Raw genomic sequence first — 21,711 nt, forward strand, 5'->3', positions numbered from 1 at the left:
CGTGCCACGACGTTTCCGTCGTTGCGAGCCGCCCATTATAGCCGGCTTTTCCGCCTCGTCAACACCTTTTTTCAAGGTCGTTTCACCGAAGTGAAACGTTGTTGCCGATGCTGCTTCGTCGTGCGACCCGAAGGTCTTTTCGTCGAAGCGAGCCGCCTATTATGTCAGGCTTTTCGTTTCCGTCAACACCTTCTTTCGAAGAAGTTGAAGTCCTGATCCTTCGCGGTTGCCGCCTTGCGGTGGCCCCTGCGTCGGGGGAGGGAAAGTATGTCCCTATCCGCATCGTTTGTGAAGGGGGTAAGCGACATTTTTTCACGTCGCCTCCCTCCCATTCATGCTGGAAGGGGGCCGGATCGCCCGGACCCCTTGTGCCACTTAGGCCGCGACCAGCAGCACGCGTGCGAAGGTGCGCTTGCCGACCTGCAGCAGGCCTTCAAAACCGGGCGCGAACACCTGCTGGGCGTCCTCCACCACCTCGCCGTCCACCTTCACTGCACGCTCTTTGAGCTTGCGGGAGGCTTCGGAGTTGCTCGGGGTGAGCCCGGCAGCGGTCAGCAGGGCACCAATACGCAGGCCTTCGGCCGGAATGGTCACTTCCTGGAGCGGCAGCAGGGTCACATCGCCCTGCCCGGTCACGGCGGCATTCCAGCCGGCGATGGCCTGTTCGGCTGCCGCCGCATCATGGAAGCGGGTGGTCAGCTCACGCGCCAGGCGCAGCTTCACCTCGCGCGGGTTCAACCCGCCCGCCTCGACCTGCTCACGCAGGGCCTTGGCCTCGGCCTGGCTGATATCAAAGGAGAGCAGCTCGATCCAGCGCCACATCAGGTCGTCGCCGATCTTCATGGTCTTGGTGACGATGTCGATGGCCGGCTCGCTGATACCAATATAGTTGTTGAGCGACTTGGACATCTTGGCCACGCCGTCCAGGCCTTCCAGCAGCGGCATGGTCAGCACGATCTGCGGCTTCTGCCCGTAGTGCTCCTGCAGGCCACGGCCCATCAGCAGGTTGAACTTCTGGTCGGTACCGCCCAGTTCGACGTCCGCTTCCAGTGCGACCGAGTCATAGCCCTGCACCAGCGGGTACAGGAACTCATGCAGGGCGATGGACTGCTGGGCGGCATAGCGCTTGGCGAAATCGTCGCGCTCGAGCATGCGCGCCACGGTGTGCTGGCCGGCCAGGCGGATCATGTCGGCGGCGGCCATCTTGCCGAACCACTCCGAATTGAAGCGCACTTCAGTCTTTTCGCGGTCCAGCACCTTGAAGACCTGGTCCTCATAGGTACGCGCGTTGGCGAGCACATCTTCCTTGGTGAGCGGCTTGCGGGTGACGTTCTTGCCGGACGGGTCGCCGATCATCCCGGTGAAGTCGCCGATCAGGAAGATCACCTGGTGGCCAAGGTCCTGGAACTGGCGCAGCTTGTTCAGCAGCACGGTGTGGCCCAGGTGCAGGTCCGGGGCGGTGGGGTCGAAGCCGGCCTTGACCCGCAGCGGACGGCCGCTTTCCAGACGCTGGCGCAGTTCGTCGGATTTGAGGATCTCATCGGCGCCTCGCCCGATCAGGGCAATGGCTTCTTCAATCGAGGACACGTGACAACTCCCGGCAATGCCTTATTTATATGAATGACGTTAAGTACAAGTTAACCGCAGGTGCTTCACAAAAGCCAATAGGCACAAGGGTTTGACGCGGTATTTATACCTGTCTATGTTACCGACGTTTGGGCCCGCGCTCCCGGGCCAGCCAGGAACAGACCGACGATGCTCAATTCCGATCAAGGCCGCGCGCGCAAGCAGCGCTTCAAGGAACGTCTCCACGTCCTCCACGACACCGCCCTCCATCGGAAGCTCAAACAGCATCTTCCCGCGGCCTTCAACCAGCGCTGGACCCGCCGCCACTGGATGCACGCCAGCCTGTTCGCCACCATCGGCGCCCTGGTGGCCACGATCGTCCCGGGCTTCTCGCACACCATCGACTCGCCCTACTCGGTCAGCCATTCGACCCTGGCGCTGCCGTTGCCGCCGCTGTCGCTGGAGCGCCAGCAGCAGACCCCCGGCGACAGCTGGCAGGTGCTGCGCGTGCAGCGCGGCCAGACCCTGAGCAATCTGTTCGACCAGGCCGGGATCCCGGCCACGGTGATGCACCAGGTGCTGGAGCACCCCGGTGTGCGCGACTCGCTGACCAAGCTGCGCCCCGGCGCGGAGATCGCCTTCGACCTGCCGCTGTCCGGTGAGTTGCGCACGATCCGCTTCGACCGCGATGCCGACAACCGCGTCGAGCTGTCCCTGGCTGGCGACAAGATCACCGAGACGGTGAGCAAGCGCGAGACCTCCACCCGCCGGGTGGTCGCCAGTGGCGAGATCACCAGTTCGCTGTACGCCGCCGCGCGCAAGGCCGGGCTGTCGCCCTCGGCGATCGCGACGATGACCGACGAGATCTTCAAGTACGACATCGACTTCTCCAAGGACCTGCAGCCCGGCGACCGTTTCAGCGTGGTGATGGACGAAACCTGGCGCGAAGGCGAGAAGGTGGACACCAGCAAGATCCTCGCGGCGACCTTCAGCTCGGGTGGCAAGACCTACAGCGGCTTCCGCTTCGACCGCAACGGCAAGTCCGAATACTTCGATGCCAGCGGCCGCCCCCTGAAGAAGAGCTTCATCCGCATGCCGATCCAGTTCGCGCGCTTGAGTTCGAGCTTCGGCGCGCGCAAGCACCCGGTGCTGGGCAAGATGCGCATGCACAAGGGCGTGGACTACGCCGCGCGCACCGGCACCCCGATCATGGCCGCCGGCGATGCCCGCGTGCAGTTCGCCGGCGTGCAGCGCGGCTACGGCAACGTGGTGATCCTCGACCACGGCCGTGGCCACACCACGCTGTACGGGCACATGTCGCGCTTTGGCAGCATCAAGACCGGCCAGCGCGTGGCCCAGGGCACCGTGATCGGCTACGTCGGCTCGACCGGCATGGCCACCGGCCCGCACCTGCATTACGAATTCCGCGTCAACGGCGTGCACCGCAACCCGCTGTCGGTGACGATGCCGCCGCCGGAGCCGCTGCAGGGTGCCGAGCTGGCCGCCTTCCGTGCGCAGACCGCGCCGGCACTGGCGCGCATCCAGGGCATGGAGAAGCTGATCTACGCCGACGCCAGCCCGGCCCCGGCTGCCACGTCGGCCGATACGGCCACCGCAAAGGCCGGCAAGCCGGTCAAATCCAACCGCGGCTGATCGCATCGATTGACGGCGGCAACGGGTTGCGCGGAAGCTGCATGCAACCCGTTGGACCGCCTGGCCATGACCTCTGCTGTTGATCCCACCACCCCGCTCTACCTGGGCCTGATGTCCGGCACCAGCGCCGACGGCATCGATGCCGCGCTGGTGCAGTTCCCCGCCGAGGGCGGCTGCCGCTTTGTCGATGGACTGACCCACGCGTGGGATCCGGCGATCCGCGCCGAACTGATCGCCCTGGGCGAAGGCGGCACGATCGCCTCGCTGGACGCGCTGGGCCGGCTCGATGCCGAGGTCGGGATCACGTTCGCCGCGGCTGCCAACCGGCTGCTGGACAGCGCGCGCATCGACCGCACCCAGGTGCACGCCATCGGTTCGCACGGGCAGACCGTACGCCATCGGCCGCTGGCCGATCCTGCCTTCACGATGCAGATCGGCGACGCCAACCGCATCGCCGAATTGACCGGCATCACCACCGTGGCCGATTTCCGCCGCCGCGATGTGGCCGCCGGCGGCCATGGCGCGCCGCTGATGCCGGCGTTCCACCTGGCGATGCTGGGTGACAGCGACGAAGACCGCGCCGTGCTCAACCTGGGCGGCATCGGCAATCTCACCCTGATCCCGCGCCAGGGCACCCCGCGCGGCTTCGATACCGGCCCGGCCAATGCGCTGATGGATGCCTGGTGCCAGCGCCACCGCGGCGAACCGTTCGACGCCGACGGGGCATTCGCGGCCAGCGGGCAGGTCGATACGGCGCTGCTGGCGCGGTGGCTGGCCGATCCATGGTTTGCGCTGCCGCCGCCCAAGAGCACCGGGCGCGAGCAGTTCCACCTGGACTGGGCGCAGGCGCAACTGGGCGAGGGACAGGTCTCCGGCGCGGATGTGCAGGCGACCCTGCTGGAGCTGACCGCCGCGACGGTGGCCGATGCGCTGTTGGCGCACCTGCCGGGCGCGAAGCGGGTGCTGGTCTGCGGCGGTGGCGTGCGCAACCCGCAGCTGCTGCGGCGCTTGGGCGCACGCCTGCCGGGCGTGGTGATCGAGTCAAGCGCGGTGCACGGGCTGGATCCGGATTATCTGGAGGCGATGGGGTTTGCGTGGTTGGCGCAGCGCACGCTGGCCGGGTTGCCGGGCAATCTGCCGAGCGTGAGTGGCGCGCGGGGGCCGCGGATTCTCGGGGCGATCCACCCGGCCTGAGGCGCCACGGCGGCGGGCGCTGCGTGCGGCGGTGATCGCCGATGCGCGGCTCGGCGCGTGCCGCCGTTACAGCCCCTGCGCGTCCGGCAGCGCCTGCAGTGCCGCGATGGCATCGGCGAGCGCATCGACTTCGGGATCGTGGAAGCCGCTGCGGACCTCCAGTTCGCTGGCGAACAGGCCTTGTTCCAGCAATGCCACGCAGGTGTCCTCGCGGGACCAGCCACGCGCCACTGCGATGCGGCGGATACGTTCCAGCAACAGCGGGTCCATATCCCGCAGCAGTAGATCAGCCATCGTTCTCCCCGTTGGCGCGCCGCCATCCCCGCAGCGACTGTGCCGGCATGATCCATCAGGCTCTGCCGGCACGCAAACCACTCAGGCCGAGCTGCGGTCCCGGATCCGTGGCCACAGCCAGATCAGCAGCAGCAGGGTCGGGATGACCGTGGTGGCGCTGAGGATGAAGAAGGTGCTGTACGAGCTCGCCTCCACGATGTAACCGGAGACGCCGCCGACGAACTTGCCCGGCAGGTTGGCCAGCGAGACCAGCAGCGCGTACTGGGTGGCGGTGAAGTTGCGGTCGGTCAGCGAGGACATGAAGGCGACCAGCACCGTGCCGGCGAAGCCCTGGAACAGGTTGTCCGCGCTCAGCGCCGCATAGAACGCCCACAGCTGGCCCGGGTTGTGCGCCATCAGCAGGAACGCCAGGTTGGACAGCGCCACGCCCAGCGCGGCGACCAGCAACATGCGGCGAAAGCCGAATGCAGCCACCGCGATGCCGCCGAGGAATGCGCCGCCGATGCCCATCCACACGCCGAACAGCTTGGAGACGGTCGCGATGTCGGCCTTGGTGAAGCCCGAATCGAGATAGAACGGACCGGCCATCACCCCGATCACCTGGTCCGGGAATTTGTAGAGCCCGACGAAGGCCAGCAGCACCAGCGCCAGCACCACGCCATTGGTGCTGAAGAAGCTGGCGATCGGCTGCCAGAACGCGCCGAAGAAATCGATCCGGCGCTGGATGCGCACCTCGGGCTGCTCCGGCTCGCGGCACAGCAGCGTGGTGATGATCGGCAGGATCATCAACGCAGCCATCGCCAGGTAGGCCACGATCCAGCTCTCGAACTGGGCCAGGTACAGCGCGCCCGCGCCGGCCAGGATCAGGCCGATGCGATAGCCCAGCGTATAGGTCGCGGCAAGCGCCGCCTGGGCACTCTCCGGTGCGATCTCGATGCGGTAGGCGTCCACCACCGAATCCTGGGTCGCACCAGCGAACGAAGCCACCAGCACCCACAGCACCAGCGGGGTGACGCCGAGTTCGGGCCGGACGAAGGCCAGCGCGAACAACCCGCCGGTGACGCCGATCTGCGAGGCCAGCAGCCACGAGCGGCGCCGGCCGAGGAAGCCGATCAGCGGGAACGCGTAGCGGTCGATCAGCGGGGCCCAGACGAACTTCATCAGATAGAAGAAGCTGGCCAGGCTGATCAGCCCGATGCTGCCCAGATCCAGGCCGACATCCCGCAGGCGGGTGGACAGCGTCTGCGAGGCGATCAGCAGGAACGGCAGGCCGCTGCCGAAGCCCAGGAAGGCCATCGTCAGCGCCGAGGGCGTACCGAAGGCGCGCTTGATCCCCGCCCACCCCTTGTAGGACACCGGCTCGACCGCTTCGGTCATGGGGCGTAGTCCACCGTGAACGGCGCATGGTCGGAGAAGCGTTCATCGCGGTACACCGAGCAGCTGCGCAGGCGGTCACGCAGGCCCGGGCTGACGAACTGGTAATCGATGCGCCAGCCGACATTGTTGGCGCGCGCCTGGCCGCGGTTGCTCCACCAGGTGTAGTCCTCGCCCTGCGGGTGCAGCAGGCGGTAGGCATCGGTCCAGCCCTGGCCGGCGGCGATGTCCAGCGCCTGGTCGGCATCCACGCACTGGCCGTTGAGCCAGTCGCGCTCGGGCGGCAGGCAGCCGGAGTTCTTCTGGTTGGATTTCCAGTTCTTGATGTCCAGCGCGGAACGCACGATGTTCCAGTCGCCGCACAGCACGTAGTCGCGGCCACTGGCCAGCCAGCCGGCCAGGATCGGGCGCAGCCACTCCATCACTTCGTACTTGAAGCCCTGGCGCAGATCGCCCGAGCTGCCCGAGGGGATATAGAAGGAGACCACGCTGAGGTTGCCGTAGCGGGCTTCGATGTAGCGGCCTTCATCGTCGAACGGGGCCCAGCCCAGCGAGGTGATCACCTGGTCCGGCTCGCGCTTGCTGTAGATCGCCACGCCGCTGTAGCCCTTCTTGGTGATGGCGTCGCGGTAGAAGCAGTGGTGCCCGTCCGGGCGGAACATCGGGTCGGTCAGCTGGTCTTCCTGGGCCTTGGTTTCCTGGATGCACAGGACGTCGGCGTCCTGGGCGCGGAACCACTCGAGAAAGCCCTTGGTGGCGGCGGAACGGATGCCGTTGGCGTTGAAACTGATGATGCGCATGCTGACCCGGGTCTGGAACGATACCCGCAAGAGCATACCGTTTCGGCCCTTGCAGGGGCTGGCTGGAAACGGACGGCATTACCGCCCGCGGCCATCTGGCGAAGCCGTCTCGCCAGCCCGTGCGACACCGGGCCGCAGGGCTCGACGAGCGGAAAAGTGCGGGCATGCATTAGGATTTGCGCTCCAAATGAATTGAATCGAGTCTTGATGAGCGACCATCGCCACCGTTTCCTGCAACTGGCCCTGACCGCCGATGCCCTGCGTTTCGGCCAGTTCACCCTGAAGTCCGGCCGTCTGAGCCCCTATTTCTTCAACGCCGGCCGGTTCGATTCCGGCGCGCGCATGTCCCAGCTGGCGGCCTGCTACGCCGATGCCGTGGAAGCCACCGGGCTGAAGTTCGACGTCGTGTTCGGCCCGGCCTACAAGGGCATCCCGCTGGCCACCGCGACCGCCTGTGAATTCGCCCAGCGCGGCCGCGACCTGCCGCTGTCGTTCAACCGCAAGGAAGCCAAGGACCACGGCGAAGGCGGCAACCTGATCGGCGCGGACATGAATGGCAAGCGCGTGCTGATCGTCGATGATGTGATCACCGCCGGCACCGCGATCCGCGAAGCACTGGCGATCATCAAGGGCGCTGGTGGCACCCCGGCCGGCATCGTGGTGGCCCTGGACCGCCAGGAGATCGCCTCGGAAACCGACCGCCGTTCGGCCGCGCAGGCCGTGGCCGAAGAAGCCGGCATTCCGGTGGTCGCCGTGGCCACGCTGGCCGACCTGCTTGATTTTGCCTCCGGAAATCCGGAACTTGTGGGCTACCGGCAGCCGCTGGAGGACTATCGTTCCCGCTACGGCAGCCGTCCTACACGTTGAGAGCAGGGGGCTTTCACCATGTCCAGGTTTGCCTCGTTCACCGTTGTCGGCCTGTTGCTGGCCGTGCCGCTGTTGCCTGCCCAGGCACAGAAGCGCGCGGCCGACGCAGCGCCGAAGAAGCTGTACTGCTGGAACAAGGGCAGCGAGCGGATCTGCAGTGATGCCCTGCCCCAGGAGGCGGTGAACAGTGCGCGCGAGGAGTTCAACCTGCGCAGCGGCATGCGCAGTGGGGAAGTGCAGCGCGCGTTGACTGACGACGAACGCGCCGATGCCGCGGCGCAGGCCGCGCAGCAGCGCCTGGACCTGGCCGCCGAGCAGACCCGCCAGCGTACCGAGCAGGCGATGCTGGCCACGTACGAGAGCGAGGACGACCTGCGCCGGGTGTTCGCCGAGCGCGGCGGCATCCTGGACAACAACATCCACACTGCCAGCTACAACGTGGCCAGCGTGCGTGATGCGCTGGTCACCCTGCTGGCCAGTGCGGGCAACCGCGAGCTGGATGGGCAGCCGGTGCCGGACAAGCAGGCCGAGCGCATCCGCCAGCGGCATGCCGAGCTGGTGACGCAGCGGCGCATGCAGGCCTCGTTCGAGCAGCAGCGCCGGGCGCTGGACGTGGAGATCGAGAGCACGCTGCAGCGCTATCGGTTGCTCAAGGGTGTGGGGAGCGATCCGCGCGGGTAAGGGCGGAGGTGCGATGGCGTTGAAACGAAGGCGGCCTTGGGGTCGCCTTTTTTTATGCACTTTTTACGCGGTGCGCCGGTTTCGGGCGTGGAGCGTTTATGCCGTGCAGGCAGACCATGGGCGCCTGACGTGGAGTGGTTCCACCTGGACGTCTCATGAGCCCGTATCTGCCTGTCTTCCCCGCCGGTGCCCCGTGCACCGCGCGCTCCCTTTCCCGCGTTTGAGGCCACGACCATGTCTGCCTGGCTTTCCCTGCTGTGCGGCGTGCTGGTGCTCGTTGCCGCCGCCTATCTGCTGTACGTCGTGCTTCGGCCCGAAACCTTCTGACCGGAGCCGACCATGACCGAGATCCTGTTGATCCTGCTGGCCAGCATCGTGCTGGCCTTTCCGCTTGGGCTGTACCTGGCCCGGGTGATGCGCGGTGGCCCGATGCGTGGCGATGCGCTGTTCGGGCTGGTTGAAAAACCCCTTTACCGGCTGCTGGGGGTGAATCCGGCGCGCGGCATGTCCTGGCGTGGCTACGTGGGCGCCTTCCTGCTCAGCAACGTGGTGATCGCGGTGCTGGTGCAGGCCGTCTTCATGACCCAGGCCTGGCTGCCGTTCAATCCGGACCAGATCCCCAACATGCGCTGGGATACGGCGCTGCACACCATGGTGTCGTTCCTGACCAACACCAACCAGCAGCATTATTCCGGGCAGGCGCAGCTGTCGTACTTCTCGCAGATGACCGCGATCACCGGGCTGCAGGTGGTGACGCCGATGATGGGCCTGGCGCTGGTGGTGGCCACGTTGCGTGCGCTGTTCGGCGCGCGCCCCGAGGATGTGCCGGCCGACCAGGCTGCGCTGCTGAGTGCGGACCGCCGCGTCGATGTGGGCAATTACTACGCCGATGTGGTGCGCTCGAGCGTGCGCTTCATGCTGCCGCTGTGCCTGCTGTGGGCGGTGCTGCTGACCAGCCAGGGCGTGCCCGCCACCCTCGCCGGCGGTCCGCAGGCCACGCCGATCGACGCCTCGGCCGGCATGGGCACGCAGAAGCTGCCGCTCGGGCCGGTCGCGGCGATGGTCGCGGCCAAGCAGCTGGGCACCAATGGCGGTGGCTGGTACGGCCCCAACAGCGCGATGCCGCTGGAGAACCCGACCCCACTGTCCAACGCGCTGGAACTGATCGGCATCCTGCTGGTCCCGATCGCGGTGATCTTCATGCTCGGCGCCTTCACCGGACGCAAGCGCCTGGCCGGGCTGGTGTTCGGCTGCATGCTGGCGATGTCCAGTGTGTCGATCGCCGCCACGGTGTGGCTGGAAGGCCACTCGGCCACTGCGGCCAGCCCGCTGCTGATGGAGGGCAAGGAAGTGCGCTTCGGTGCCGATGGCACGGGCTTGTGGGCCGCGATCACCACCCAGGTATCCAACGGTTCGGTCAACGGCATGCATGACTCGCTCAGCCCGCTGGCCGGCGCCGTGCCGATGGTCAACATGCTGGTCAATGCGATCTGGGGCGGCATCGGCTGTGGGCTGCAGCAGTTCATCGTGTACCTACTGCTGGGCGTGTTCCTGGCCGGCCTGATGACCGGCCGCACCCCGGAACTGTTCGGCCGCAAACTGGAAACGCCGCAGGTGCGCCTGCTCGCGCTGCTGGTGCTGCTGCAGCCGATCACCATCCTGGGCTTCACCGCGTTGACCCTGGCGATCCCGTCGATCACCGGCACCTCAAATCCCGGCTTCCACGGCATCAGCCAGGTGTTCTACGAGTACACCTCGGCGTTCGCCAACAACGGCTCGGGCTTTGAAGGCCTCGGCGATGCCACGGTGTGGTGGAACCTGAGCTGCACCCTGGTGCTGCTGCTGGGCCGCTATCCGGTGCTGGTGATCCCGTTGATCGTGGCCGCGCAGCTGGCGGCCAAGCGGCGGGCGCCGGAATCGGCCGGCACGCTGCAGATTGAAACCCCGACCTTCGCGCTGACCCTGATCGCGCTGATCGTCATCCTCACCGTATTGCAGTTCATGCCGGCGCTGGTGCTGGGCCCGGTCGCCGATCACCTGTCGCTGACGCTGCACTGAGACCGCCTTCCATGAGTACGTATCCGTTGAACGTTTCTTCCCATCGCCGCCAGCGCCTGCTCGACGGCGCCGGCTGGCGCCGTGCCCTGCGCGACGCCGTCATCAAGCTCTCGCCCCGGCACCTGCTGCACAGCCCGGTGATGGCCGTGGTGATGGTCGGCACAGTGGTCAGCGCCCTGGTCACGCTGACCGGCAATGCGCCGCTGGGCTTCGGCCTGGCGGTCACCGCGATCCTGCTGCTGACGGTGCTGTTCGGCAACTTCGCCGAGGCGGTGGCCGAAGCGCGCGGCCGTGGCCAGGCCGCCTCGCTGCGACGCGCCCGGCAGGACCTCAGCGCGCGCCGGTTGGCGGCCGCGCATGCCGGGGCCAGCGAGACCCAGGTCCCGGCGGCCGAACTGCGCCCGGGCGACCATGTGATCGTCAGTGCCGGGGAACTGATCCCGGCCGATGGCGAGATCGTGCAGGGCCTGGCCACCATCAACGAAGCGGCGGTGACCGGCGAATCGGCCCCCGTGCTGCGCGAAGCGGGTACCGACCGCAGCGGCGTGATCGGCGGCACCAAGGTGCTCTCCGACCAGATCATCGTGCGCATCACCGCCGAGCCGGGCCACAGCTTCCTGGACCGGATGATCGCCCTGGTGGAAGGCGCGAACCGCCAGAAGACCCCGAACGAGGTCGCCCTGACCCTGCTGCTGGCGGCGATGACGCTGACCTTCCTGGTGGTGGTGGCGACGCTGCCGGCGATCGGTGCGTTCGTTGGTGTGCAGGTCGATCCGCTGCTGTTGATCGCGCTGCTGGTGTGTTTGATTCCGACCACCATCGGCGGCTTGCTGCCGGCCATCGGTATCGCCGGCATGAACCGGGCGCTGGCCGCCAACGTGCTGGCCAAGTCCGGCAAGGCGGTGGAAGTGGCCGGCGACGTGGACGTGCTGCTGCTCGACAAGACCGGCACGATCACCCATGGCGACCGCCAGGCCACGCACTTCCATGCACTGGCGGGGATTGATGCCACGCAGCTGCGCGAAGCAGCGCTGCTGTCCTCGCTGGCCGACCCGACGCCGGAAGGCAAATCGGTCGTGCGTCTCGCGCGTGAGCTGGGCTGCACCACCGCCGAGCCGGACCGTGCGGACTATCTTGCGTTCTCTGCGCAGACCCGCATGTCCGGTGTGGATCTGGACGGCGGCCGCCGCATCCGCAAGGGCGCTTCCGATGCGATCACCGCGTATGTGCGTGAGCTGGGCGGGACCGTGCCGTCGGAGCTGCCGGGCCGCGTGGAGCAGGTGGCGCGCAACGGTGCCACCCCGCTGGTGGTGTGCGAAGGCCGCCATGTGCTGGGCGTGATCGAGCTGTCGGACGTGGTCAAGCACGGCATGCGCGAGAAGTTCGCGCAGCTGCGCGCGATGGGCATCCGCACGGTGATGATCACCGGCGACAACCCGCTGACCGCTGCGGCGATCGCCGCCGAAGCCGGTGTGGACGACTACATCGCCGAGGCCCGCCCCGAAGACAAGCTGGCCCGCATCCGCGCCGAGCAGGCCGGTGGGCGGCTGGTGGCGATGGTCGGCGACGGCACCAACGACGCCCCGGCGCTGGCCCAGGCCGACATCGGGCTGGCGATGAACTCCGGCACGCAGGCCGCCAAGGAGGCCGGCAACATGGTCGATCTGGATTCGGACCCGGCCAAGCTGCTGGCGGTGGTGGAAGTGGGCAAGCAGCAGCTGATCACCCGCGGTGCGCTGACCACCTTCTCGCTGGCCAACGATGTCTCCAAGTATTTCGCGATCCTGCCGGCGCTGTTCGCCTCCACCCTGCCGGCGATGGCGGCGCTGAACGTGATGCACCTGTCCAGCCCGCGCAATGCGGTGCTGGCGGCGCTGATCTTCAATGCGTTGGTGATCCCGGCGCTGATCCCGCTGGCCTTGCGCGGGGTGCGCTTCCGCCCGGCCACGGCCACCGCACTGCTCCGCCGGAACATGCTGGTGTATGGCCTGGGCGGCGTGCTGCTGCCGTTTGCGGCCATCAAATTGATCGACCTCTTCCTTGTCTCGGTGTTCGGCGCATGAACCGCTCGCTAGCTGCTTCTGTTCCCCGTTCGGCGCGCAGTCGCGCGGCCGCCTCCCTCCACCTGCAGCAGGACAGCGCCTGGCGCCCGGCCCTCGTGCTCGGCCTGAGCAGCCTGTTGCTGCTCGGCCTGGCCTATGCAGTGGCCACGACCAGCGTGAGCCGGCTGCTGTTCCCGGCGCAGGCCGATGGCAGCCTGCTGATCCGCGACGGGCAGGTGCGTGGCTCGCAGCTGATCGCCCAGCCGTTCGTCGGCGATGGCTACTTCCAGGCGCGGCCGTCGGCGGCCAACTACGACCCGATGGCCGCGGCCGGCAGCAACATGGCGCGCACCAATCCGGCGCTGCAGGAACGGGTGCAGGCGGCGATCACGGCGGTGGCCGCACGCGAAGGCGTGCCTGCCGCGCAGGTGCCCGGCGATCTGGTCACCCAGTCCGGCGCCGGCATGGACCCGGAGATCTCCCCGGCCGCCGCGCAGGTGCAGGTGGCCCGCGTGGCACGCAGCCGTGGGCTGCCGGCCGAGCGCGTCGCCGCGTTGGTGCAGGCCAACACGCTGGGCCCGCAGTGGGGCGTGTTCGGCCAGGCCCGGGTCAACGTGATGACGTTGAACCTGGCGCTGGAGGATCTCAAGGCCCGACCGTGATGCCGGGATCGCGCGAACCGGCGCACAATCCCCGCCCATGAGCGACTCCCGTACCCGCCAGGCCGATGCCCTGGTCGACACCCTGCAGCGCGAAGCCGGCGGCAAGCTCACTGTGTTCCTGGGCGCTGCCCCGGGGGTTGGCAAGACCTTCAGCATGCTGACCCGCGCGCATGAGCAGCTGCGCCGCGGCGTGGACGTGGTGATCGGGCTGGTGGAAACCCACGGCCGCGCCGAGACCTCGGCGCTGCTGGCGGGCCTGCCGCAGGTACCGCTACTGCAACGCGAGTACCAACAGCACGCGCTGGAAGAAATGGACCTGGACGCGGTGCTGGCGCGTCGCCCGGCCCTGGTGCTGGTCGACGAACTGGCGCATCGCAATGTGCCCGGCAGTCGCCATGAACGGCGCTGGCAGGATGTGATGGAACTGCTCGATGCCGGCATCGACGTGTGGACCACGGTCAACATCCAGCACCTGGAAAGCCTCAACGACGTGGTCATGCGCATCACCGGGGTGCGCGTCAGCGAGACCGTGCCGGATGCGGTGCTCGACCGTCTGCACGACATCGTGCTGGTGGACCTGCCGCCGCGCGAACTGATCGAGCGCCTGCAGCAGGGCAAGGTCTATGTGCCGGAGCAGGCGGCGCAGGCGCTGCAGGCATTTTTCTCGCCGGCCAACCTGACCGCACTGCGCGAATTGGCGATGCAGGAAGCCGCCGACCGCGTGGACAGCAGCCTGCGCGAGACCCGTGCCGCGCGCGGCGAAGGCAACCTGCCGCTGCGCCGCCGCGTGCTGGTGGCGATCGATGGCGGCGGCCAGAGCGAGTACCTGGTGCGGGTCGGCCGGCGCATCGCCGAGCGGCGCGATGCGCCGTGGACGGTGGTGACGGTGCAGGCGCGCGCGCACGACGAGCAGACCCGGCGCGAGATCGATGCCGCCTTCGCCCTCGCCCGCCGCCTCGGGGGCGAGGCCGAGCTGCTGCACGGCTCCAGCATCGCCGATGCGCTGCTCGATCACGCCGCCCACAACGGGGTCTCCACGCTGGTGCTGGGCCGCACGCGCGAGCGGCCGCTGGCGCGCATGCTCAACCGCACGCTGACCCAGCAGCTGATCCGTCGTGGCGCGCATTTCGAGATCACGATCATCGGCACGCCGCAGGCGCGGGCGCGGGCGCGCCGGTCGGGACTGTCCATTCCCAGCCGCAGCGCCGGCAAGGACGCGCTGCTGGCGCTCGGCGCCACGGCGGCGGCCTGCCTGGTGGCGCTGGTCGCCGAGCGCTGGATCGGGCTGTACGACCTGTCGATGGTGTTCATCGTGGCGGTGGTGATGGTCGCTGCGCGTAGCCGCACCAGTGCGGCGGTGATCGCCGCCGCGCTGTGTTTCCTGGCCTACAACTTCTTCTTCATCGCGCCGCGCTTCACCTTCGCGATCAGTGCGCGCCAGGGTGTGATCACGGTCTTCCTGTTCCTGGCCGCTGCCTTGGTGGCAGGGCGGTTGGCCTCGCGCCTGCGCATGCAGGTGGTCGCGTTGCGCGCGGCCAACCGGCACGCGCATGCGCGCCAGGCACTGGGCCGGCAACTGGCCAGTGCGGCGAGCAACGAGCAGGTCGCGCAGGCCGGGCGCGAGGCACTGGAACAGGCGATGGACGCCCCGGCGTGGCTGCGCATCGGGCAGTACACCAGTGCCAGCGGCAGCGCCGCACCAGGCGACACCGATCTGGCCGCGGCCGACTGGGCGCACCGGCATGGCCAACCCAGCGGACGCTTCACCGATACCCTGGCCGGTGCTGGCTGGTGGTTCCTGCCGCTGCTGGACGGCGACGACCGCGCGATCGGCGTGGCCGGCATGCGCTTCCCGCGCGAGGCACCGCGGCTGACACCGGAACAACGGCAGCTGGCCGAAGCGATGGTGGACGACATCGCGCAGGCCGCGCTGCGCACCCAGCTGGTGGCCGACCTGGAAAAGGCGCATGTGAGCAACGAGACCGAGCGCCTGCGCTCGGCGTTGCTGTCCTCGGTCTCGCATGACCTGCGCTCGCCGCTGGCAGCGATGATCGGCTCGGCCGACAGCCTCTCCAGCTATGCCGATGCGATGGACGCCAGCGACCGGCGCGCCCTGCTGGACACCATCCTGGTGGAAGGCGAGCGCCTGGACCGCTACATCCAGAACCTGCTGGACATGACCCGGCTGGGCCATGACGGGCTGCAGATCAACCGCGACTGGATCGGCGTGGACGAGCTGGTCGGCTCGGCCGCGCGCCGCCTGCAGCGCTATCAGCCCGATGTGCTGTTGAAGCTGGACATACCCGCTGAGCTGGCGCCGATCTGGGTGCATCCGGCGCTGGTCGAACAGGCCGTGTTCAACGTGATGGAAAACGCCGCCAAGTTCTCCCCGCCCGGCGCGGCGGTGGAGGTGCAGGCGCGGTTGGTCGAGGGCGAATTGCGCATCGACGTGCTCGATGCCGGACCGGGCATCCCGGACGAGGAGCGCGCGCGCATCTTCGACATGTTCTACAGCGTGGAGCGCGGCGACCGCGGCCGGCATGGCACCGGGCTGGGCCTGACCATCTGCCAGGGCATGATCGGCGCGCATGGCGGCAGCGTACAGGCGCTGCCGGGCCGCGACGGACGCGGTACCCTGATCCGCATCACCCTGCCCTTGCTGCATCCCCACCCCGCCGATGACAACGACGATTCCTGAGGCTTCCCACGGCGTGCCGCCGGCGCGCGTGCTGGTGATCGACGATGAAGCGCAGATCCGGCGCTTCCTGGAGATCAGCCTGCGCGCGCAGGGCTACCGCGTGTCCCAGGCCGCGACCGGCCAGGCCGGGCTGGAAGCACTGGTCGGCGAAGGGGCGGATCTGGTGATCCTGGATATCGGCCTGCCCGACATGGAAGGCCATGAGGTACTTGGCGAGCTGCGCCAGTGGAGCCAGGTGCCGGTGATCATGTTGACCGTGCGCGCCAGCGAGACCGAGAAGGTGCGGGCGCTGGATGCCGGTGCGAACGACTACGTGACCAAGCCGTTCGGTACGCAGGAGCTGATGGCGCGTGTGCGTGCCCTGCTGCGCTCGCGCACGGTGTCCAGCGAAGGCGTGCTGCCGCAGTTCGATGATGGCCACCTGCATATCGATCTGGTCCGGCGCGAAGTGCACCTGGACGGCGCGCCGGTGGCGTTGACCCGCAAGGAGTACGCACTGTTGTCGCTGCTGCTGCGCAACGCCGGGCGGGTGGTGACCCAGCCGCAGATCCTGCAGGAGATCTGGGGGCCGACCCACCAGCACGACACCCACTACCTGCGGATCCTGGTCGGCAAGCTGCGCCACAAGCTGGGCGATTCGGCGCTGGATTCGCGCTATCTGTTCACCGAGCCGGGCGTGGGGCTGCGCTTCAAGGGGTGATCGACGGCATCCACGCATGGCGTGGATCTGCATGGGCAGGGCATGGATGCACATGCGCGTGGCGCAGATGCACGGTAGTGCCACGGTCGGTACCCACAGATCAGAAGCCCAGTTCCACACCCGGCAGCAGCGGTTGCAGCTGCGCGCGGAACAATGCCTTGATGCGCTCCAGTGCCGCCTCGTCGTCAGCTTCGAAACGCAGCACCAGCACCGGCGTCGTATTGGATGCGCGCACCAGGCCCCAGCCATCGGGGAAATCGGCACGCAGGCCATCGATGGTGGACAGGCGCGCGCCCGCGAACGGCGAGTCCTCCACCTGCACCGAGGAGACGAACAAGGACACCAGCGCGTGCGGGGTACCCGCATCGACCGGCACCTTCAACTCCGGGGTGGAGACGCTGTCGGGCAGCTCGTCGAGCACCTCCGACGGCGTCTCATCGCGCTGGGCCAGGATCTCCAGCAGGCGCGCGGCGGCGTACAGACCGTCGTCGAAGCCGAACCAGCGTTCCTTGAAGAAGAAGTGGCCGCTCATCTCGCCCGCCAGCTCGGCGTCGGTCTCGCGCATCTTGGCCTTCATCAGCGAGTGGCCGGTCTTCCACATCAGCGGGCTGCCACCGTTGCGCAGCACGTAGTCGGAGAGCTTGCCGGTGCACTTCACGTCGTAGATCACCAGCGCGCCCGGGTTGCGCATCAGCACGTCGGCCGCGAACAGCATCAACAGCCGATCGGCATAGATGATCTTTCCTTCGCGGGTGACCACGCCAAGCCGGTCGCCATCGCCATCGAAGGCCAGGCCGATATCCGCGTCGAAGCGCTTCACGGTCTGGATCAGGTCTTCCAGGTTGTGCGGATCGCTCGGGTCCGGATGGTGGTTCGGGAAGCTGCCGTCCACATCGCAGTACAGCGGAATGACCTCGGCGCCAATCGCCTCCAGCAGCGGCTGGGCGAGTTCGCCGGCCACGCCGTTGCCCGCATCGGCCACCACCTTGAGCGGGCGGTCCAGCTGCACGTCATCGGCAATGCGCTGGATGTAATCGGCATTGACTTCGCGGGTCTGGAAGCTGCCCGGTTCTGATGCCACGTGCAGTTGGCCATCGCGGATGCGGTGGTACAGCTCGGTGATCGCATCACCGGACAGCGTTTCGCCGCCGACCACGATCTTGAACCCGTTGTAGTCCGGCGGGTTGTGGCTGCCGGTGACCGCCACGCAGCTGCCGGCGCGCAGGTGGTAGCTGGCGAAGTACACCACCGGGGTCGGCGCGAGGCCGATGTCGGTGACGTTGCAGCCGGCGCGGCGCAGGCCTTCGATCAGGCCGGCGGTGAGCTCGGGACCGGACAGGCGGCCATCGCGACCCACCACGATGTCGCGCAGGCCCTGCACCTGCAGGACCGAACCGATCGCCTGCCCGATCAGGGCGGCGACCTTGGGGGTCAGCTCGCGGCCGACCACGCCGCGGATGTCGTAAGCGCGGAAGATATCGGCGGCAACGGATTCGCCCGGCACGGACGGCGGCGGCGGTGCTGCCTCGTCGCTGGTGTCGACGGCCTCCACCGCAAGCGGTGCCTGGGCGAGGCTTTCGCTCAGGGTCGGGCCGGCGTCGGCGGCACCGTCATCCGCACCGCGGCGGCGCGGCAAGGGCACTTTGCCTTTGCCGAGCACCAGCAGCACCGCGATCAGCAGCAGCAACAGCGCCACGATCGCACTGGAGATCGCCCCCAGCCCCAACGGGCCCGGTTCGATGTCCGGCACCGCTGCAGACAGGCGCAGCCCACTGGTGCCGATCGGGCGCGCCAACGCTTCAGCGCCGCCGGACAGCGCGCGGCTGCCCTGTTCGACGACGTTGTGGTTGCCCTGGCGCAGTGCGAGGTAACCGTCGGCGGGCACGGCAACCTGATCGAACACGCCGGTCAAACGCAGCAATGGCTGGCGCACATAGACGACTGCCGCACCCTGCGGGCCCAGATCGACGGCGGCCGCCAGGCCGAGACGCTGCCCACCGGCATCGCGTACGACGCGGGCCACCGGCTTGTCATCTGCGATGGCGGCTTCGAGCAGCGCCAGGCGCGAGTAACCGAAGGCCTTCGGATCGGCGTAGGCCGCATCGAGATCGGCGGTCAGGACATGGACGTCTTCCACGCCCGGCCAGCCTTCGCGGATGGCCACGACCGCCCCCTGTGCGTTGCCGCTGGCCAGTGCACTGGCAACGGGCCCGGTCTTGAGCACCTTGCCGAACCTGCCCAGCTGACCCGTCACCGCCGTCTGCAGCCCCTCGACCACGCGGTCGCGCGACTGTTCAAGCTCGGCGCCAACGGCCGCCTGGCGCCATTGGCGCACACCGCTCCACCCGAACCAGCCCGCCAACAGCACCAGCAGCACGGCCAACAGCGGCACCGAGCGCCCTGTCGTGAACCGCGGCCGTCCTTCCGCCTTCGCCTTGCTCATCAAGCTCCCCTGTCAGCGCACCCCGGTATGGCCGAATCCACCCGTTCCCCTGGCGCTGTCGGTGAAAGTATCCACTACCTGAAGCGCCACGCGTGCAATCGGCAGCACCACCAGCTGGGCGATGCGATCGCCGGGCTGCAGGGTGAACGGCTCGCGCCCGCGGTTCCAGGCGCTGATCAGCAGCGGCCCCTGGTAATCCGCATCGATCAGGCCGGTGCCGTTGCCCAGCACGATGCCGTGGCGATGGCCCAGGCCCGAACGCGGCAACACGACCGCGGCCAGGTTCGGATCGGCGATATGGATCGCGATACCGCTGGGAATCAGCGCCGTATCGCCCGGCTGCAGGGTGAGCTCGGTTTCCAGCGCCGCGCGCAGGTCCAGCCCGGCGCTGTGTTCGGTGGCATAGGCCGGCAGCGGCCATTCGTCGCCGAAACGCGGGTCCAGCAGCTTGACCTGCAGGGGCTGGAGGGAGGAATCGATGGTCATGCGTGCAACCTCTGGGCAATCAGGGACAACAGTTGTTCGGCCAGCACGGCCTTGGAGGTGCCGGGGAACACCTGTTCGCCGCCCTGCCAGTAGGCCGTGGCCGCGTTTTCATCGCTTTCGAAACCGCCGGTGCTGATCCCGACCTGATTGGCGATCACCAGGTCCAGGCGCTTGTCCACCAGCTTGCCGCGCGCGTACTTCTCCACGTCGTGGGTTTCGGCAGCGAAGCCGACCACCAGCTTGAGCGCATTGGTCTGCGCGGCGACCTCGGCCAGGATGTCCGGGGTGCGCACCAGCTCCAGGGTCAGGCTCTGGGTGCCGGCGGTCTTCTTGAGTTTCTGCGGGGCGACCTGGCGTGGGGTGTAATCGGAGACGGCGGCCGCACCGATATAGATGTCGGCCGGCAGTGCAGCGAGCACCGCTTCGCGCATCTGTGCGGCCGAGCGCACATCGACACGCTGCACGCCCGCGGGCGTGGCCAGCTGGACCGGGCCACTGACCAGCACTACCTGCGCGCCGAGGCGGGCGGCGGCGGCGGCCAGGGCATAGCCCATCTTGCCGCTGCTGCGGTTGCCGACGTAACGCACCGGGTCGATGTCTTCATAGGTGGGACCGGCGCTGATCAGCACGCGCAGGCCCTTCAGTTCACTGGCGGCCGGCGGCTCGGCCGGGGCCGGTGCCTGCAGCGTAGCCAGCGCGGCCACGATCGCGTGCGGTTCGGTGAGCCGGCCGGGGCCGGATTCGCCTTCGGCCAGCGGGCCGTCTTCGGGCCCGATCACCTGGGCACCGCGCTCGCGCAGCAGGCCGATGTTGGCCTGGGTGGCCGGGTGCAGCCACATGCGGTGGTTCATCGCCGGGCACACGGTCAGCGGCGCGGTGGTGGCCAGGCACAGGGTGGTGACCAGGTCATCGGCGTGGCCATTGGCCAGCCGCGCGAGCAGATCGGCGGTCGCGGGCGCGACCACGATGCGGTCTGCCCAACGCGCCAGCTCGATGTGGCCCATGGCCTGCTCGGCCGCGCTGTCCCACAGGGTGGTGCGGGTCGGCTGGCCGGACAGTGCCTGGAAACTGAGCGGGGTGACGAACTGCTGGGCCCCGGCGGTCATCGCGACCTGCACCTGGGCCCCGGCATCGCGCAGGCGGCGCACCAGTTCCAGCGACTTGTAGGCAGCGATCCCGCCACCAACGCACAACAACAGCTTCTGGCCTTCCAACGGGCGCGCGGCCGCCGGAGAAGCCTGGGGGGAGTCAGCCACCTTGGGTGTTCCTGTCGAACCGAGGCGATTAGCTTACCCGATGGTCTGTAGAGCGCCTGATGCGCCAGCGGCATAAGGAGGCAGGTTTTCGTCATAAGCAACCACCGGACTGGGCACGATTTCCTGCATTTACCGACACGATGGCGCCTGGTTCACCGATGGTGGCGGGGCCGGCAGGGAGTGGAGACTGAGGCCATGTCGATCCGAGACTGGCCCAGTGCCGAGCGTCCCCGCGAAAAGCTGCTTGCCCAGGGCGCCGGCGCCCTGTCCGATGCCGAGCTGCTGGCGATCTTCCTGGGCTCGGGGCTGCGCGGGCGCGATGCGGTGGAGACCGCGCGCGACCTGCTGCAGTCCCACGGCCCCCTGCGCAACCTGCTTGATCTGCCGGCCACCGCGCTGGCCGCCCTGCCCGGCCTCGGCCCGGCCCGCAGCTGCAAGCTGGTGGCCGGGCTGGAACTGGCGCACCGGCATCTGGCCGCCGAGCTGGCCCGGGGCGACAGCCTGCGCGACCCCGCCGCCGCCGGGCGCTACTTCAAGCAGCGGCTGCGGTCCCGTCCCAACGAGGTGTTCGCCGCGCTGTTCCTGGACAACCAGCACCGCACGCTGGCCTGCGAGGAACTGTTCAGCGGCACGGTGGACGCGGCGGCGGTCTACCCGCGCGAGGTGGTCCGGCGCGCCCTGCTGCACAACGCGGCGGCGGTGATCGTCAGCCACAACCACCCTTCCGGCAGCGCCGAACCCTCGCTGGAGGACCGCCGGATCACCACGCTGCTGCAGCAGGCCCTGGCGCTGGTGGACATCCGCCTGCTCGACCATGTCGTCATCGGCGACGGCGCCCCGGTATCGATGGCCGCGCGCGGCTGGATGGGCATCGCAGCGGCCTGATCCGGGCGTGAAACGCCGCCGCTCGGCCCCGGTTCAATGGATCGGGGTGGCT

General features: G+C 68.4%; 19 protein-coding genes. 12 read left to right on the forward strand and 7 right to left on the reverse strand.

The annotated features are described in order from the left end of the window. A partial coding sequence (locus tag ORK51_RS16485) for a hypothetical protein (RefSeq protein WP_266085914.1) occupies positions 1-216 on the forward strand: 216 nt, incomplete at its 5' end. Positions 217-375: 159 nt separating this feature from the next. On the opposite strand, the gene tyrS is transcribed toward ORK51_RS16485, so the two are convergent. Continuing rightward, a complete protein-coding gene (gene tyrS / locus ORK51_RS16490) occupies positions 376-1,587 on the reverse strand; it encodes a tyrosine--tRNA ligase (RefSeq protein ID WP_019183953.1) in 1,212 nt (403 codons plus the stop codon). 168 nt (positions 1,588-1,755) lie between these two features. On the opposite strand from tyrS, the gene ORK51_RS16495 reads away from it, so the two are divergent. Then, entirely contained in the window at positions 1,756-3,219 is a 1,464-nt protein-coding gene (locus tag ORK51_RS16495; protein ID WP_261997834.1) for a M23 family metallopeptidase, read from the forward strand. A gap of 66 nt (positions 3,220-3,285) precedes the next feature. After that, entirely contained in the window at positions 3,286-4,413 is a 1,128-nt protein-coding gene (locus ORK51_RS16500; RefSeq protein ID WP_266085917.1) for an anhydro-N-acetylmuramic acid kinase, read from the forward strand. Positions 4,414-4,479: 66 nt separating this feature from the next. On the opposite strand, the gene ORK51_RS16505 is transcribed toward ORK51_RS16500, so the two are convergent. The 3 genes from ORK51_RS16505 to ORK51_RS16515 all read right to left on the reverse strand — a co-directional run bounded on the left by ORK51_RS16505 (position 4,480) and on the right by ORK51_RS16515 (position 6,881). Then, positions 4,480-4,707 (reverse strand): hypothetical protein, encoded by a 228-nt coding sequence (locus ORK51_RS16505; protein ID WP_019183956.1) that lies wholly within the window; start codon positions 4,705-4,707, stop codon positions 4,480-4,482. Between the two features lie 81 nt (positions 4,708-4,788). Beyond that, the gene (locus tag ORK51_RS16510; RefSeq protein ID WP_019183957.1) at positions 4,789-6,084 is read right to left on the reverse strand and encodes an AmpG family muropeptide MFS transporter; all 1,296 of its coding nucleotides are present in this window, start codon (positions 6,082-6,084) and stop codon (positions 4,789-4,791) included. Then, entirely contained in the window at positions 6,081-6,881 is an 801-nt protein-coding gene (locus ORK51_RS16515; protein ID WP_019183958.1) for an exodeoxyribonuclease III, read from the reverse strand. The genes ORK51_RS16510 and ORK51_RS16515 overlap by 4 nt, the downstream gene beginning before the upstream one ends. 207 nt (positions 6,882-7,088) lie before the next feature. Between ORK51_RS16515 and pyrE the strand changes: the two genes are divergently transcribed. The 8 genes from pyrE (at position 7,089) to ORK51_RS16555 (ending at position 16,589) form a co-directional block, all read left to right on the forward strand. Beyond that, on the forward strand, positions 7,089-7,748 hold the full coding sequence (gene pyrE / locus ORK51_RS16520; RefSeq protein WP_046272987.1) for an orotate phosphoribosyltransferase: 660 nt from the start codon (positions 7,089-7,091) through the stop codon (positions 7,746-7,748). Between the two features lie 18 nt (positions 7,749-7,766). Continuing rightward, positions 7,767-8,429 (forward strand): hypothetical protein, encoded by a 663-nt coding sequence (locus tag ORK51_RS16525; RefSeq protein WP_266085923.1) that lies wholly within the window; start codon positions 7,767-7,769, stop codon positions 8,427-8,429. A gap of 234 nt (positions 8,430-8,663) precedes the next feature. Next, entirely contained in the window at positions 8,664-8,756 is a 93-nt protein-coding gene (locus tag ORK51_RS16530) for a potassium-transporting ATPase subunit F (RefSeq protein ID WP_019183961.1), read from the forward strand. A gap of 12 nt (positions 8,757-8,768) precedes the next feature. After that, positions 8,769-10,487, forward strand: coding sequence for a potassium-transporting ATPase subunit KdpA (gene kdpA / locus ORK51_RS16535; RefSeq protein WP_266085925.1), 1,719 nt, complete (start codon positions 8,769-8,771; stop codon positions 10,485-10,487). A gap of 11 nt (positions 10,488-10,498) precedes the next feature. Beyond that, positions 10,499-12,550, forward strand: a complete 2,052-nt coding sequence (gene kdpB / locus ORK51_RS16540; protein ID WP_266085927.1) for a potassium-transporting ATPase subunit KdpB — start codon at positions 10,499-10,501, stop codon at positions 12,548-12,550. After that, entirely contained in the window at positions 12,547-13,191 is a 645-nt protein-coding gene (kdpC, locus tag ORK51_RS16545; protein ID WP_070426460.1) for a potassium-transporting ATPase subunit KdpC, read from the forward strand. Before kdpB ends, kdpC begins: the two co-directional genes overlap by 4 nt. 37 nt (positions 13,192-13,228) lie before the next feature. After that, positions 13,229-15,889 (forward strand): sensor histidine kinase, encoded by a 2,661-nt coding sequence (locus tag ORK51_RS16550; RefSeq protein WP_019183965.1) that lies wholly within the window; start codon positions 13,229-13,231, stop codon positions 15,887-15,889. After that, the gene (locus tag ORK51_RS16555; protein ID WP_019183966.1) at positions 15,870-16,589 is read left to right on the forward strand and encodes a response regulator transcription factor; all 720 of its coding nucleotides are present in this window, start codon (positions 15,870-15,872) and stop codon (positions 16,587-16,589) included. Before ORK51_RS16550 ends, ORK51_RS16555 begins: the two co-directional genes overlap by 20 nt. A 100-nt stretch (positions 16,590-16,689) precedes the next feature. Here ORK51_RS16555 and ORK51_RS16560 read toward each other — a convergent pair whose 3' ends face one another. From ORK51_RS16560 to coaBC, 3 genes are read right to left on the reverse strand one after another with little or no spacing between them, the layout of a single operon-like run. Further along, on the reverse strand, positions 16,690-19,032 hold the full coding sequence (locus ORK51_RS16560; RefSeq protein WP_266085931.1) for a phosphomannomutase/phosphoglucomutase: 2,343 nt from the start codon (positions 19,030-19,032) through the stop codon (positions 16,690-16,692). Positions 19,033-19,044: 12 nt separating this feature from the next. After that, the gene (gene dut / locus ORK51_RS16565) at positions 19,045-19,518 is read right to left on the reverse strand and encodes a dUTP diphosphatase (protein WP_046272982.1); all 474 of its coding nucleotides are present in this window, start codon (positions 19,516-19,518) and stop codon (positions 19,045-19,047) included. Further along, positions 19,515-20,774, reverse strand: coding sequence for a bifunctional phosphopantothenoylcysteine decarboxylase/phosphopantothenate--cysteine ligase CoaBC (coaBC, locus tag ORK51_RS16570; RefSeq protein ID WP_070426458.1), 1,260 nt, complete (start codon positions 20,772-20,774; stop codon positions 19,515-19,517). Before coaBC ends, dut begins: the two co-directional genes overlap by 4 nt. 195 nt (positions 20,775-20,969) lie before the next feature. Here coaBC and radC point away from each other — a divergent pair, with 195 nt between their 5' ends. Further along, complete coding sequence (radC, locus tag ORK51_RS16575; RefSeq protein WP_070426457.1) at positions 20,970-21,659, forward strand: RadC family protein; 690 nt, start codon at positions 20,970-20,972, stop codon at positions 21,657-21,659. Positions 21,660-21,711: the final 52 nt, after the last annotated feature.

The organism is Stenotrophomonas sp. RIT-551, from assembly GCF_026241915.1.
Classification (GTDB): domain Bacteria; phylum Pseudomonadota; class Gammaproteobacteria; order Xanthomonadales; family Xanthomonadaceae; genus Stenotrophomonas; species Stenotrophomonas bentonitica_A.

Excerpts from the sequence above, each read along its gene's own strand:
- ORK51_RS16495 (WP_261997834.1), top strand. The coding sequence starts at position 1,756 with ATGCTCAATTCCGATCAAGGCCGCGCGCGCAAGCAGCGCTTCAAGGAA.
- kdpC (WP_070426460.1), top strand. The coding sequence starts at position 12,547 with ATGAACCGCTCGCTAGCTGCTTCTGTTCCCCGTTCGGCGCGCAGTCGC.
- ORK51_RS16515 (WP_019183958.1), bottom strand. The coding sequence starts at position 6,881 with ATGCGCATCATCAGTTTCAACGCCAACGGCATCCGTTCCGCCGCCACC.
- pyrE (WP_046272987.1), top strand. The coding sequence starts at position 7,089 with ATGAGCGACCATCGCCACCGTTTCCTGCAACTGGCCCTGACCGCCGAT.
- dut (WP_046272982.1), bottom strand. The coding sequence starts at position 19,518 with ATGACCATCGATTCCTCCCTCCAGCCCCTGCAGGTCAAGCTGCTGGAC.
- kdpB (WP_266085927.1), top strand. The coding sequence starts at position 10,499 with ATGAGTACGTATCCGTTGAACGTTTCTTCCCATCGCCGCCAGCGCCTG.
- radC (WP_070426457.1), top strand. The coding sequence starts at position 20,970 with ATGTCGATCCGAGACTGGCCCAGTGCCGAGCGTCCCCGCGAAAAGCTG.
- ORK51_RS16530 (WP_019183961.1), top strand. The coding sequence starts at position 8,664 with ATGTCTGCCTGGCTTTCCCTGCTGTGCGGCGTGCTGGTGCTCGTTGCC.
- ORK51_RS16510 (WP_019183957.1), bottom strand. The coding sequence starts at position 6,084 with ATGACCGAAGCGGTCGAGCCGGTGTCCTACAAGGGGTGGGCGGGGATC.
- kdpA (WP_266085925.1), top strand. The coding sequence starts at position 8,769 with ATGACCGAGATCCTGTTGATCCTGCTGGCCAGCATCGTGCTGGCCTTT.
- ORK51_RS16525 (WP_266085923.1), top strand. The coding sequence starts at position 7,767 with ATGTCCAGGTTTGCCTCGTTCACCGTTGTCGGCCTGTTGCTGGCCGTG.
- ORK51_RS16555 (WP_019183966.1), top strand. The coding sequence starts at position 15,870 with ATGACAACGACGATTCCTGAGGCTTCCCACGGCGTGCCGCCGGCGCGC.
- ORK51_RS16505 (WP_019183956.1), bottom strand. The coding sequence starts at position 4,707 with ATGGCTGATCTACTGCTGCGGGATATGGACCCGCTGTTGCTGGAACGT.
- ORK51_RS16550 (WP_019183965.1), top strand. The coding sequence starts at position 13,229 with ATGAGCGACTCCCGTACCCGCCAGGCCGATGCCCTGGTCGACACCCTG.
- ORK51_RS16500 (WP_266085917.1), top strand. The coding sequence starts at position 3,286 with ATGACCTCTGCTGTTGATCCCACCACCCCGCTCTACCTGGGCCTGATG.
- ORK51_RS16560 (WP_266085931.1), bottom strand. The coding sequence starts at position 19,032 with ATGAGCAAGGCGAAGGCGGAAGGACGGCCGCGGTTCACGACAGGGCGC.